The 12,773-nt window shown below is 41.4% G+C and carries 17 protein-coding genes; 8 read left to right on the top strand and 9 right to left on the bottom strand.

All coding sequences use genetic code 11. The features are described from left to right. Window position 1: 1 nt before the first annotated feature. From pheS to MKO06_RS04515, 3 genes are read left to right on the top strand one after another with little or no spacing between them, the layout of a single operon-like run. Window positions 2-1,021, top strand: a complete 1,020-nt coding sequence (gene pheS, locus MKO06_RS04525) for a phenylalanine--tRNA ligase subunit alpha (RefSeq protein ID WP_241549471.1) — start codon at window positions 2-4, stop codon at window positions 1,019-1,021. After that, on the top strand, window positions 1,021-1,191 hold the full coding sequence (locus MKO06_RS04520; protein WP_241549470.1) for a hypothetical protein: 171 nt from the start codon (window positions 1,021-1,023) through the stop codon (window positions 1,189-1,191). The genes pheS and MKO06_RS04520 overlap by 1 nt, the downstream gene beginning before the upstream one ends. Window positions 1,192-1,193: 2 nt before the next feature. After that, on the top strand, window positions 1,194-1,586 hold the full coding sequence (locus MKO06_RS04515) for a hypothetical protein (protein ID WP_241549469.1): 393 nt from the start codon (window positions 1,194-1,196) through the stop codon (window positions 1,584-1,586). A 52-nt stretch (window positions 1,587-1,638) separates the two neighbouring features. Here the strand turns inward: MKO06_RS04515 and MKO06_RS04510 are convergent, their stop codons facing one another. Both MKO06_RS04510 and MKO06_RS04505 read right to left on the bottom strand, forming a co-directional pair. Then, window positions 1,639-2,334 carry a hypothetical protein gene (locus MKO06_RS04510; RefSeq protein WP_241549468.1) on the bottom strand — a complete coding sequence of 232 codons (696 nt, stop codon included), beginning with the start codon at window positions 2,332-2,334 and terminating at the stop codon, window positions 1,639-1,641. Window positions 2,335-2,462: 128 nt separating this feature from the next. Next, window positions 2,463-3,458 (bottom strand): NAD(P)H-dependent glycerol-3-phosphate dehydrogenase, encoded by a 996-nt coding sequence (locus MKO06_RS04505; protein ID WP_241549467.1) that lies wholly within the window; start codon window positions 3,456-3,458, stop codon window positions 2,463-2,465. Window positions 3,459-3,817: 359 nt separating this feature from the next. On the opposite strand from MKO06_RS04505, the gene lysM reads away from it, so the two are divergent. Beyond that, complete coding sequence (gene lysM / locus MKO06_RS04500; RefSeq protein ID WP_241549466.1) at window positions 3,818-4,321, top strand: peptidoglycan-binding protein LysM; 504 nt, start codon at window positions 3,818-3,820, stop codon at window positions 4,319-4,321. 133 nt (window positions 4,322-4,454) lie between these two features. Here the strand turns inward: lysM and nadD are convergent, their stop codons facing one another. From nadD to MKO06_RS04480, 4 genes are all read right to left on the bottom strand, one after another. Then, window positions 4,455-5,039, bottom strand: coding sequence for a nicotinate (nicotinamide) nucleotide adenylyltransferase (gene nadD, locus MKO06_RS04495; protein WP_241549465.1), 585 nt, complete (start codon window positions 5,037-5,039; stop codon window positions 4,455-4,457). Further along, on the bottom strand, window positions 5,036-5,623 hold the full coding sequence (gmk, locus tag MKO06_RS04490) for a guanylate kinase (protein WP_241549464.1): 588 nt from the start codon (window positions 5,621-5,623) through the stop codon (window positions 5,036-5,038). The genes nadD and gmk overlap by 4 nt, the downstream gene beginning before the upstream one ends. After that, complete coding sequence (locus MKO06_RS04485; RefSeq protein ID WP_241549463.1) at window positions 5,624-6,481, bottom strand: YicC/YloC family endoribonuclease; 858 nt, start codon at window positions 6,479-6,481, stop codon at window positions 5,624-5,626. A gap of 83 nt (window positions 6,482-6,564) precedes the next feature. Beyond that, entirely contained in the window at window positions 6,565-7,533 is a 969-nt protein-coding gene (locus MKO06_RS04480) for a YheT family hydrolase (RefSeq protein WP_241549462.1), read from the bottom strand. Between the two features lie 79 nt (window positions 7,534-7,612). On the opposite strand from MKO06_RS04480, the gene MKO06_RS04475 reads away from it, so the two are divergent. The 3 genes from MKO06_RS04475 (at window position 7,613) to MKO06_RS04465 (ending at window position 9,354) form a co-directional block, all read left to right on the top strand. Then, window positions 7,613-8,110, top strand: a complete 498-nt coding sequence (locus tag MKO06_RS04475; protein ID WP_241549461.1) for an acyl-CoA thioesterase — start codon at window positions 7,613-7,615, stop codon at window positions 8,108-8,110. A gap of 3 nt (window positions 8,111-8,113) precedes the next feature. After that, window positions 8,114-8,755: a hypothetical protein gene (locus MKO06_RS04470; protein WP_241549460.1), complete on the top strand. Its 642-nt coding sequence runs from the start codon at window positions 8,114-8,116 to the stop codon at window positions 8,753-8,755. A gap of 170 nt (window positions 8,756-8,925) precedes the next feature. Beyond that, the gene (locus MKO06_RS04465; RefSeq protein WP_241549459.1) at window positions 8,926-9,354 is read left to right on the top strand and encodes a hypothetical protein; all 429 of its coding nucleotides are present in this window, start codon (window positions 8,926-8,928) and stop codon (window positions 9,352-9,354) included. On the opposite strand, the gene MKO06_RS04460 is transcribed toward MKO06_RS04465, so the two are convergent. The 3 genes from MKO06_RS04460 to MKO06_RS04450 form a co-directional block, all read right to left on the bottom strand. Next, window positions 9,351-10,250: a DMT family transporter gene (locus MKO06_RS04460; protein WP_241549458.1), complete on the bottom strand. Its 900-nt coding sequence runs from the start codon at window positions 10,248-10,250 to the stop codon at window positions 9,351-9,353. The genes MKO06_RS04465 and MKO06_RS04460 overlap by 4 nt on opposite strands. Then, window positions 10,243-10,596 carry an arsenate reductase family protein gene (locus MKO06_RS04455; protein ID WP_241549457.1) on the bottom strand — a complete coding sequence of 118 codons (354 nt, stop codon included), beginning with the start codon at window positions 10,594-10,596 and terminating at the stop codon, window positions 10,243-10,245. Before MKO06_RS04455 ends, MKO06_RS04460 begins: the two co-directional genes overlap by 8 nt. Before the next feature lie 70 nt (window positions 10,597-10,666). Continuing rightward, on the bottom strand, window positions 10,667-11,464 hold the full coding sequence (locus MKO06_RS04450; RefSeq protein WP_241549456.1) for a DUF3298 and DUF4163 domain-containing protein: 798 nt from the start codon (window positions 11,462-11,464) through the stop codon (window positions 10,667-10,669). A 93-nt stretch (window positions 11,465-11,557) separates the two neighbouring features. Between MKO06_RS04450 and MKO06_RS04445 the strand changes: the two genes are divergently transcribed. Then, window positions 11,558-12,700, top strand: a complete 1,143-nt coding sequence (locus tag MKO06_RS04445) for a trans-sulfuration enzyme family protein (protein ID WP_241549455.1) — start codon at window positions 11,558-11,560, stop codon at window positions 12,698-12,700. The last annotated feature ends 73 nt before the right edge of the window (window positions 12,701-12,773 follow it).

Raw genomic sequence — 12,773 nt, 5'->3', positions numbered from 1 at the left:
TATGATCGATAAAATTAAAGGGCATATTGCTGAGGTTGAAAGTTTTAACGCGAAGACCAAAGATGAAATAGAAGCCTTCAGAATCAAATATCTCGGAAAAAAAGGGATACTGAATGACTTCTTCAGCGAGTTCAAAAATGTTCCCAACGAACAAAAGAAGGAATTTGGCCAGGTGATCAATGAACTGAAGACCACTGCACAGGCTAAAGTTAACAGTCTTAAAGATGAGCTGGATAAGAATCAGGAAGAAAAGGGTGTCTACGGGGATCTTAGCAGGCCAGCAGAGCCTGTTGAAATAGGCTCGCGTCATCCTATTTCCATCGTGAAGAACCAGATCATAGAGATCTTTTCAAATATTGGTTTTAATGTTTCCGAAGGCCCGGAAATGGAAGACGACTGGCATAATTTTACCGCCCTCAACCTTCCGGAATATCACCCGGCCAGGGATATGCAGGATACCTTTTTTATACAAACAAATCCGGATATTCTGCTAAGAACCCACACCTCTTCGGTCCAGGTACGGTATATGGAAAATAACAAGCCGCCTATCCGGACGATCTCACCGGGAAGAGTATTCAGGAATGAAGCTATTTCAGCAAGATCGCACTGTATCTTTCACCAGGTGGAGGGACTTTATATAGATAAGGATGTTTCGTTTGCCGATCTAAAGCAAACCATTCTTTATTTTACCAAGCAGTTATTCGGAAAATCGAAAATAAGGCTAAGACCGTCTTACTTCCCGTTCACCGAACCAAGTGCCGAGGTAGATGTTTACTGGGGACTTGAAACCGAAACCGATTACCGTATCACCAAGGGTACCGGCTGGCTCGAGATCATGGGTTGCGGAATGGTAGATCCAAATGTTCTTAAAAACTGCGGAATTGACCCGAAGGAATATTCAGGTTTTGCATTTGGTATGGGAATAGAACGAATTGCCATGCTTTTATACCAGATCGAGGATATTAGAATGTTCTACGAGAACGATCTTAGATTCCTGGAACAATTCAAATCGGCACTGTAATGAAGAAATACGGCTTCGGAATATTAGTCCTGATCGTTTTACTGCTTATCATTTATGTGACCTTTATCAAGGCTCTCATCGAGTTGAGCATGGGGATTGGACTGGTCGTCCTGGCAGCCGTTATATTATGGTTCATCTGGAAAAAATTAAAGAGCAAAACACAGGACTAGTTTTGAAAAAAGATATCGAAATTCCAGAGGTTAAGGATGTTTATGTTGCTGCCGTTCGCGAATTCAACGAAGAATTCCGTGCAGATGAGTGGAACGTGTATTTGATCAACGACTCTAATAAGGAACTTGAAATGGTTCTTATCGTTTCAGAAGGACATGATAAAAAGAAGAAGACCTCGGTCATGCGGCACAGGCTGGAACGGCTTCCCGCCAAAAATTTTGCAAAGATCGAATTCATACAGGATGATGTACTTAGCCTGAATAATGAATTCAAGATAAGTTATTTTATTGGCAACCAGATGCTGGATAAGACCTTCAAATTTTCGAAAAACAGCATTAAAGAATCGGCCTTACAAATACCAATAATCCCGAAGAAGGGAATTCTGGCGAAATAAAAAAACCGGTTGAGGAAACTCAACCGGTTTTTTCGATAATTCAAAATAACTATTAATGTTCGTGGTCGTGGTCATGATCGCGATGATCAACAAAGTGGATCACGTCGGCCAATTGAATTTCTCCTCCTACTATCATCACTTCGCCTTCTCCACCAAAGATCTCCAAAGTACCTTTATGATTAATGATCAGGTTTCCGGTTACATAAACCTTACCGGCGATATCGAAGTGAGCTCCGTTGTTGATGATAAGGTCTGCAGGTTCCTCTGGAGTCCCGATCATCATTTCTCCGGCTAGGCGAAATTCAGCATTACGATGCAGGTTCACATCATTCTCAACGCTAAGCAGTCCGCAAAAATCAAGCTTTCCACCAACGTTCAGGTTCTTAAGCTTTACCGCTTCTCCAGACTCGGCGCTCGAATAAGCAGCTTCATTATTTTTATTAACGGTTAGGTTTGCCTTTCCGTCATATTCGTCTCCACAAGCAAAGAATGCAAGGTCTACGATCCAGTCTGGCCCGGTATGGAAATTGGCTCCCGGTTCTGTGATCCAGTCTGGTTCATGAAGCTCTGCCCCAGGCCCAACGATCCAGTCTGGCCCGGTATGGAATTTAGAATCTACCTGTGTGGATGTCTTTTCTTTTAAAATGGAATGCTCTTCAGATATTACATCTTCAGAAATGGTGTCTGTCTGGCAACTGGTAAAAAACATACCCGCTCCAAGACAAAGAATTAAAAACTTCTTGTTCATGATAATTTTAGATTAATTGGATTTGGTCCTGTAAATGTAGTATATATATTTTTATTTCATGCAAAAAAATCCGATGAAATGTTTAATAATCAGAATAGTAACGGAAATTTTGTAGGAAAAAACTTTAATTAATTTAGTTTATCTGCTAATTTCTTAAAGACCTTTTTTGGATTTTCTCCTTTGTAGAGGATGGCATATACAGCATTGATGATTGGAGTTTTCGCTTTCTTTTCCTTATTGATCTTGTAGGCACTTTCAGTGGCATAATAACCTTCTGCGATCATACTCATTTCCATTTGAGCGCTTTTCACGGTATATCCCTTGCCAATCATATTCCCGAACATACGGTTTCGGCTGAACACAGAATAGCCGGTTACCAGCAAATCTCCCAGGTATGCCGAGTCGTTGATATTCCGTTTCATCTTATGTACTTTCTTGATGAACTTTTTCATTTCCCTTATGGCATTGCTCATCAAAACGCTCTGGAAGTTATCACCGTAACCAAGCCCATGAGCGATCCCTGCTGCAATAGCATAAATGTTCTTTAGAACGGCGGCATATTCGGTACCTATCACATCGTCGCTTATCTTGCAGGTGATATAATCACTTCCCAGGTAACCGGCCACGATCTCGGCCTTTTTTTCGTCCTGGCAGGCAACGGTCAGGTAAGAAAGACGCTCCAGGGCGACCTCTTCAGCATGGCAGGGCCCGGTAAGGACTCCAATATTCTCCATGGGAACATCAAAATATTCATTGAAGTGTTCTCCAACTATTAAACTGGTTTCAGGTACGATCCCTTTAATGGCAGAAAAAACGATCTTGTCTTTTAATGGAATTTCAAGCGCATCGAGCTCCCTTTTCAAGAAGGCAGAGGGAATGGCAAATATCAGGTATTCTGAAGCCTCAACAACCTCGTTGATGTCGTTGCTAAGGTTAAGCTGACTAACATCGAATTCTACAGAACTCAGGTAATTAGGATTGTGATCCTGCTTTTTAATATGCTCCACCGCATAAACGCTGCGCATATACCAGTTCACTGTTTCCAGATTTTCACATAACATTTTCACGATGGCAGTGGCCCAGCTACCTCCGCCAATAACACCAAAACTCGGGGTTTTCTCCATATTACTTACATTCTGTTATTCAAAAATAGTCAAATTTGAAGGTTAATAAAGGTTTTCTCTTTCTTTAGTGCTTTTTATTGCGAATATTTTAATTCTGATGAAATTAAAATTTAACAGTAAAACCTGGGTTTCCAGACAATGCATTTAATGATGTCACGTTATAATAATGTTCTGTGCAGATTAAAGTTGCATGGAATATTTTCTTAGTCTTTTTGGTTGGTTATTTAGTTGAAAAAAACCGTTTCGCGAGAGGCGGTTTTTTTTATTTTCAGAATTTTTTGGAAAATTTTAGCAATGCTCGCAAGCTAAAACCTGTTTGGCTTTCGTACATTTAAGAATACCAATCACAAACTTATAATATGGGGATTTTCACTTTTATTAAAGATGCAGGAAAAAAGATTTTTGGAATAGATAAAACCAGAAATGAAGAAGCTGGAAAAAGCGATAATCTTGAAAAGGAACAGGTGAGGGAGAATGAAAAAGCAGCTCAGAAACTAGAGCAAACCATCACCGATCTTAATTTGAAAGCAGAAAATTTAAAGATCCAGATCGAAAGGGATATGGCAGTGGTTTCGGGAACGGCCCTCGACCAGTCTACCAGGGAAAAGATCATCCTGGTAATTGGAAATTCTGAAGGAATTGGAAGGGTAGACGATCGAATGGATGTAAAGAATGCCGAGCCAGAAGCTGTTTTCCATACTGTAGAAAGAGGCGATACGCTTAGTAAGATATCCAAGGAGCATTATGGAGATCCAAACCAGTATCCGCTCATTTTCGAGGCGAACAAACCAATGTTACAGGATCCGGACAAGATTTATCCAGGTCAGGTTTTAAGAATACCACCTATGGAAGCCAAAAGATAATAAGACTGTTTAACGGGGTCGAGAATGTCAAATTGAGAGCAGTCGACGTTCTAGAGCTTGTAGTTCCACGATGAAAAAAGTAGGATCAATCAGCTAAAAAGGATATTCGAAAATTTCTTTAAACAGTCTTTATTTACCTGTAGAAATTCATTTCGTCGATATATTCCCACACTTTTGCACTAAGCAACGGTCTAACATTTTTAGACTCTTTGATGGCATTTCTTATAAAAGTTGAGGAGATTTCAACAACGGGAGCGTCAACTTTATGAACTTTTGGATGCTCTTCGAGTTCCAGGGCCTTTTTTCCGGGAGCTATTCGCGGGTAGACATAGATCTCGTGTTCTTCAAGTATCACCTCATTATTCTTCCACTTATGGAAGTTCTTTAAATTATCCTCCCCCATGATAAGGCAAAAATGGTTAGTTGGGAAGCGTTCCCGAAGATGAACCAGTGTGTTAATGGTATAATTGGGTTGAGGTAAACCGAATTCTATATTGCTGGGCTTTAATTTTTCGTAAGTTTCACAGGCCCTGTACACCATTTCAAGGCGATGATGATTATCTAGTAAACTGCTTTTTTTCTTATGCGGATTGTGGGGAGTTACCACCAGCCAGATTTCATCCAGATCTGAATATTCTGCCATATGATTGGCAATGATGAGATGTCCTGTATGTATAGGATTAAAAGTGCCAAAAAACAGGCCTACCTTTCTGTTCATTCTGAAGGTTTTTCAGCTCCAACATACTCCGAAACCAGGTTGTAAGCTTCCTTCAAAGCTGTCCCCAGGTGTTTGTTCTCTATGATAAAATCGAATTGAGGGGCGGTTGCAAGTTCAATAGAAGCCTTGGCAACCCGCATATTGATCTTATCATCGGTTTCAGTCTTTCTTTTTTTGAGGCGTATCTTTAATTCTTCGATACTGGGAGGTTTTACGAACACAGCCAGGGTTCTTTCCGGATAGATGTTCTTGATGTCCAGCCCGCCAACTACATCTATGTCGAAGATCACGTGTTTGCCTTCCTTCCAGATACGCTCTACCTCGCTTTTTAGCGTGCCGTAAAAATTATCCCGGTAAACTTCTTCCCATTCAAGAAACTCATCGTTCTTGATCTTCTGCTTAAAATCTGAAAGTGAAAGGAAATAATAATCCTTACCATCTACTTCGTTTTCCCTGGGAGACCTGGAAGTTGCCGAAATCGAAAAATCCAGTTTTAATTCGGGATTTCTTAACAGGTGCCTTACTATGGTAGTCTTCCCTGATCCCGATGGTGCTGAAAAAACGATTAGTTTCCCTTCGTCCATTTAGAGTACGTTTAAAATTTGTTCTTTTATTTTTTCCAGCTCGTCCTTCATTTGAACTACCAGTTGCTGCATGGGAGCATAGTTAGATTTGCTCCCAATGGTATTGATCTCACGACCTATCTCCTGGGAGATAAAGGCCAGTTTCCTACCGTTTGAGTCGGCAGAATTCAATGTTTTCTGAAAATAATCCAGGTGGTTGTCCAGTCTTACTTTCTCTTCGGTGATATCGAATTTCTCGATATAATAAACGATCTCCTGCTCGAACCGGCTTTCATCGGCCTGTTCCTTGATCTCCTCGATTCCTTTACGAAGTCTTTCACGAACGCCTTCAACCCGCTCTGGGTCCATTTTTATCACTTTATCAAGCAGGTCCTTGATATTCGAGATTCGGAGATTGAGGTCCTTTTCAAGGGCCTGGCCTTCATCTGTACGGAAGTTGTTGATTTCGGTCAGGGCTTCATCTACCCCTTTTTCGATAGCTTTGAATTCTTCCTCGTCTATTTCTTCCCTTATGGTCTTAAGGGCATCTGGCATTTTTACTGCCATTTTCAGCAATTCCACTTCAGATGCATTTACGATATTCCGAAGCTGATCCATATAGGTTTTTACCACCTCGGTATTTACATTGGTAGAAGTCTGTTCGCCGGTATATTCCACGTAGATAGAAAGATCCACCTTTCCGCGGCCAAGGGAAGCCGAAATGATATTTCTGAGGTCCAGCTCCTTTTCGCGGTACTGCGACGGAATGCGTGCATTCAGGTCAAAATTCTTACTGTTGAGAGATTTTAGCTCTACGGTGATTTTCTTATTGGGAATTTGTACTACGCTCTTCCCAAAGCCTGTCATTGATTGGATCATGCCTGAATTTTAAAAGCTTGCGCAAAGATAGTCAATTCCTAAGCATCTCCAATTTATGAGCTTAACAACCCAAAACCGATTTATTAAAGCATAGATTCGATAAATTCTATAGCTCTTTTCTCATGGTAATAAATGGATTTTGAGGTTACAAAGCCAACATGTCCTCCATAAGGAGGGGCTTCAAAGTGGAAGATTTTAGAAGCTTTTGCCAGTCCAAATGGATAACAGGCTTCAGAAAGAAAACTGTCGTTTCTGGCGCTTATGAGCAGGCTTGGTATTTCGATCCCATCCAGGAACTGAAGACAGCTGGCTTTTTCATAATACTCTGAGGCGTTTTTATACCCATGTGCCCTGGATGTATACAATTCATCAATATCCCTTATAGAACTGCAGGCGTTTATTTCGGCCTTACTGATATGATCAGGAAATTTTTCAGCACGTTTTAACAGGTGTTTTTTCAGGTTGAGCTCAAAACGCTTAGAGTAGACAAAATTGCGCATTCGGTTGATCGCGCCTAGCGAACCGGCCAGGTCGCAGGGTACTGAAACCCCAATTCCGGCTATGATCTCCTTTGGTCGGCTTCTGTTCTCTCCAAGATATTTCAGAACCATGTTCCCGCCAAGGCTGAATCCTACCAGTGCTATTTTTTCATATTTACCAAGGCTTAATGCGTGGGTGATCACTTCAGCAAGATCGTTGGTAGCCCCTGCATGATAACTTCTGAAATACCTGTTCAATTCATCACTGCAACCTCTAAAATTCATAGCTGCAGCGTCCCAGCCTCTAAATCTGAAAGCTCGTGCCATTCCTTTCATATAGGCCCTGTCTGAACTTCCGGCCAGGCCATGTAACAGGATAACCAGTTTTTTGGAGGCTGGAGGGGTTTTTGAATAGGTCCAGTCCAGATCTATAAAATCACCATCGCTTAGTTCAATTCGTTCCCGTTCTACTGGTGGCAGGTCCACCTTTCTGAGCATGGCCGAATATATGGTGGCCACATCCGGATTTTTAAAAATTCCCGGAGGTATATAATTTCCAGTTAAGACGGGCATGCTTTTGTTTTAGCATAAACTTAGATAAAATTGGCTTCGATTGCCTAATTTTATTGATAGTTTTGCCAAAAAAAAGGAAATGTATACCAAGAAATTCGAAATAAGATGGAGCGACCTGGATGCCAACAGGCACCTGGCCAATTCGGCATTCGTGAACTTCATGAGCCATACCCGAATGAGTTTTCTAACCGAAAATGGATTCGGCCATAAACAACTTTCCCATTATAATTTAGGCCCTATCGTGTTCTATGAGCATATCTATTATTTTAAAGAGATCTTTGCCGGGGAACCGGTTAGGGTTAGCCTGGAATTAAGCGGATTATCGGAAGACGGGATGTTCTTCGAATTCATTCACAGGATCTTCGACCATAATGGCAATAATTGTGCGACTTGTGAAATGATGGGGTCGTGGCTGGACCTGGATTCGCGTAAGTTGACCAGGCTGCCAAAAGAACTGTTCGATCAACTGGACGGAACACCAAAATCAAAAGATTTTAGGGTCCTAACCAAAGAAGATACCCGGAAACACGGAAAGTCTCCGCAAAATATTAGGCCGGAAGAATTAGAAAAGCTTTAAATCATGCAATCAGATGTCAAACAGGTATGGTATGCCTGTTATGGATCAAATCTAAGAAAAGAAAGATTTATGTGTTATATAGCCGGTGGTACTCCGGCTGGAGCTTTGGTCAACTTCAGGGGATGTGCAGATAGAACTCCGCCCGTGGAGAGCGGTCCTGTGAAAATTCCATATGAATTGTATTTTGCAAAACGATCTCCGACCTGGAATGGTGGAGGAATTTGCTTTTTGCGTCCCGGAAAAGATGAGGAGGCAGAAACACTGGGCAGGCGATACTTAATAAATACCGGTCAGTTTATAGACCTGGTTAGGCAGGAATTGAAAATCGAGGATAAGATCGTAGTTGATTTCGAGCAATTAAAAGAGCGAGGTTATTATAACTGTTTTAGCAAGGGTAGATACGGAATGCTGCTCTACCTTGGGGAGGTTAAAGGCCTTCCTGTAATTACTTTTACAAGTGAAACCTACCTGGAAAATGAGATCAACAAACCCGATGAAACCTATTTGTCTACTATCATAAAAGGTTTAAAAGAAACCTATGATTTAAATACCATGGAACTGAAGGAATATTTGCAGGATAAAACGGGAGTCCTGGCAGAAATTTCTGAAGATGAGCTTATTGAACTAATTGTTTCAAAAAGTTAACATTGCTTTCAATTTATAAGATGGACACTTAAAGGGTTTAAAGCATTGAAAAATAATAGAATATGCTTACCTTTAGAAGGTAATTGCTCCTGATAACTCTACGATGATTTATCAGGATTTTTTTTCCTGTTAAATCTCCGGGAATCTAAGAGGCTTTTAATTTCTGAAATATGAAATCCCTGTTAACCCGTTCCAGGCCCCTGATTTTTCTACTTATTGTCTCTTTTCTGTTTCATTCCTGTAGCGTGTACCATTCAAAAAATACTAGCCTGGATGAAGCGGCCTCCAAAGGAAAAAAGGTGAAGATTGAAACTAAGCAGGAAACACTGGTTTTTAAACGAATCAAGAAAATAGATTCAGATTATTTTGGCCTTGCTAAAAGCTCTTCAACGCTCAAAAAACTTCGAAAAATGGAAGTTATTGGAAGAGTGGATGGAAAATATTATAGTTTTCCGCTGGAAAGCCTGGTCATAGAGGAAGTAAGGACCAAAAATCACTCGGTTTCCACGGTATTAAGTGTTCTTACTGTACTTGGTGGTGCTGTGGCAATCCTTTTGATCGCCGGAGGCTTAAGCACTTCAAATATGGACCTTTATTAAGCTTTAACTTTAGTCTTCCTCATACTAACCATATAAACACCAGCGAAAACCAGTAAAGCAGCGATCGCTTTTACGGGCGTTAATTTGTCTGCACCAACCGAGATCGCGAATACGATGGCGATCAACGGCTGTAAATAGATAAAAGCGCTGATGGTCGAAGCCGAAAGTTGTTTTAATGCATAGATATTCAGTAAATAGGTCATAAAGGTCGTACCTACCACTACATAGGCCATTCGCCAGATCGCCTCGAAGGGTAAACTGCCCCATTCTACATCCATGAATTCACCGATTGTGACCGGGAAATTGATGAAAATAGCAATAAAGAAGAGCCATTTCATCAGGGTGATCGAACTGTATTTTGCCGTTAACGGCTTGACCAGGATGAGGTAAAGTCCGTAGGAAAATGCATTAACGATGAATAAAACATTTCCTAAAGGAATATTTGGCGCATTGAAACTCTCTTCACTGCTGAACAAAACAAGCACCAGGGCGCCTGCCATTCCAACCGCAATTCCAAGGCTTTTAAGCCAGGTTATCCTTTCGCCAATTAGAAATGAGGCCAGTATAAGTACCATTACCGGGGATAGGGTGATGATAACCGAACTGTTAATAGGCGTTGAAAGACTGAGTCCTTTAAAGAAGAAGAGCATATTGATCACCATCCCAAAGACGGCGCACCCGAGGATCCGTGGCCAGTCTGATGTGGCTATTTTCTCCTTGGGTGCGAACAGGCTGAGTATCCAGAAAAGGATGGCTGCTCCGGTTACCCTGAGAAAAATGAATCCGAAAGGTTCAATATAAGTTGGCATCAAACCCTTGGCCAGGGTATGATTTATACCATAGATCGCGCTGGCACCAAAAGCAGCAAGCAACGCGAGTAATCGCTGGTTAGTCATGAATGGAGGCTTTGGCCGCTTCTACCGTCTTTTTTGAGTTTCCAATAAAAATTTCGTCCCCGTTAATGATCACGGGTCTTTTGAGGAAAGTGTAATGTTCCAGGATCAACGCCTTGAAATTTTCCTCTAAAAGATCCTGGTTCTTCAGCTCTCTTTCCTTGTAAAGCCGGGCTCTTTTATTGAATAGATCTTCATAACTACCAGATAGCTTCTTCATTTCCTCCAGTTGCTCTTCAGTGATCTCTTCGTTCTTGATATCCTGAAGTCTGAAGGATGACGGGACATCGATTTCCTTTAAAATTCTTTTACAGGTGTCACAGGTGGAGAGGTAATAAATTTTCTTCATAACCAAGATCTTTGAATTACTACAAAGAACGGACTTTTAAAAGAATCACTTCGTGAATTTTGGAAAAGCTTTACAATTCTGGTTCTTTTTTGAAATCAAGTTTCAGATATTTTTCAAGCTCCTTGTGGGGATAGATAAGCGTAAAATTCCCTGAGGAATAGGGGGCAATCTCGTAGGCATTATAATGTAATATAACCTGATCTTGCGTAATGCCAATATTCTGCGGCAGGTGAAAACTGTCATTTTCAAAGAACATTCCCGTGCTGTTGATATTTGAATTTTCCGGGATTTTATTCTTTTTTCTGAAATCCTGTTCTACAAAATCAATGAATTCAGCAGTAAAAAGATCTTCGGTTTTCAGGCTGTTTCCCGATTCGGGATCAAAATTCAGAAAATTGGTGCTTTCGTATCCATGAGCACCACCAGTGAACATATTGGTTTTAAACCGAAGCGATATGATTTCATCATCCCAGTAAACCACTTTCCCAAGGATAGTGGCCTCCCAGGGTAGTTCATATTCGGGAAACTCCTGAGCTGTTTCCCTGTAATTTGCGATAAAATTATCGGCCAGCTCATCTGGAGACAGGATACCACCATCCTCCTGGTAATCTATAGTATTATTCAAAAACTGGACGATTTGCCGGTTAATGCGAACCGAAGGGAAACCGGTGCCTTCGGCTAAGGGAAAATTAAGACTTATAAAGGTGCATTCCCCATCTTCAGGCAAACAGTTTTCCAGGCTTTTTTCAATATTTTTAGAAGTGAATTGAAGGGATTCATCCGGCTCTTTTTGATCTTTTTCCTTAGGGTCATCTGCACAGGCTATAAAAAGAGAAACCAGCCCCAGCAGGATACCAAATTTTTTCAAAGCAATTATATATTAAAAACCATATAAAGGTAAAGTCTATTTTTGTGAATGCCCAATGGGCTCAATACATTTGTTGTTCAAAATTTTCTGAAGATGAAATTCAATACAAAAACCATTCACGGGGGGCAGGAAAATACAGACCCTGCTTACAATTCGGTCATGCCGCCCATTTACCAGACCAGCACCTATTCTCAAAGTACCCCGGGTGGTCATAAGGGATTCGAATACTCCAGAAGCGGAAACCCAACAAGGGCGGCACTTGAAAGGGCCATGGCCAGCCTTGAAAATGGCAAATTCGGAATGACTTTTGGATCGGGTCTCGCAGCCATAGATGCAGTTTTGAAACTGTTCAAACCCGGCGACGAGATCATTTCAACCAATGATCTTTATGGCGGCTCTTACCGCCTTTTTACACAGATCTTCGAAGGGCTTGGTATAAAGTTTCATTTCATAGGGATGCAGGAGCCATCAGGAATTGAAAAATATGTAAATAAGAATACAAAGCTCATTTGGGTGGAAACTCCCAGTAATCCCATGATGAATATTATCGATATCGAGGCGGTTTCCAGGATTGCAAAAAAGCACGACCTTTTGCTGGCAGTAGATAATACCTTTGCCACTCCTTATCTTCAGCGGCCTTTAGAGCTTGGTGCCGATATCATCATGCACAGTGCCACTAAATACCTGGGTGGTCACAGCGATGTCGTTGTTGGTGGCCTGGTGGTGAATGACCGGGAACTGGCAGATAAACTATATTTTATTCAGAAGGCGAGCGGGGCCATTTGTGGGCCGCAGGATAGTTTCCTGGTACTTAGAGGGATCAAAACCCTTCACCTGAGAATGCAAAGGCATTGTGAGAATGGGGCAGCGGTGGCTCATTATCTTAGGTCCAACCCTAAGATCGATAAAGTTTACTGGCCGGGATTCGAAGATCATCCAAATCATGATATCGCAAAAAGACAAATGAAAGGCTTCGGCGGGATGATCTCTTTTTCAACCAAAGAGAACAGCCTGGAAAGCGCGATCCGAATTGTTGAAAACCTAAAAGTTTTCACCCTGGCCGAATCATTAGGAGGGGTGGAATCTTTAGCAGGGCACCCGGCGAGCATGACCCATGCTTCCATTCCCAAGGAAGAAAGAGAAAAGGTGGGCGTGGTGGATTCACTCATCAGGCTTAGCGTAGGTGTTGAAGATGAAGAAGATCTAATCAACGATCTTAAACAGGCCATCGGCTAATTTTTCAAAATTTGGAGAAAGAAGGGCTTTTCCGCGGGAATAGCCTTTTTTTATACCCTTAAATAGCCGTATT

This window comes from Christiangramia oceanisediminis (genome assembly GCF_022570735.2).
GTDB classification, from domain to species: Bacteria; Bacteroidota; Bacteroidia; order Flavobacteriales; family Flavobacteriaceae; genus Christiangramia; species Christiangramia oceanisediminis.
Note: the sequence above shows the minus strand (reverse complement) of the source record. Positions and strands in the feature narration are given on the sequence as shown.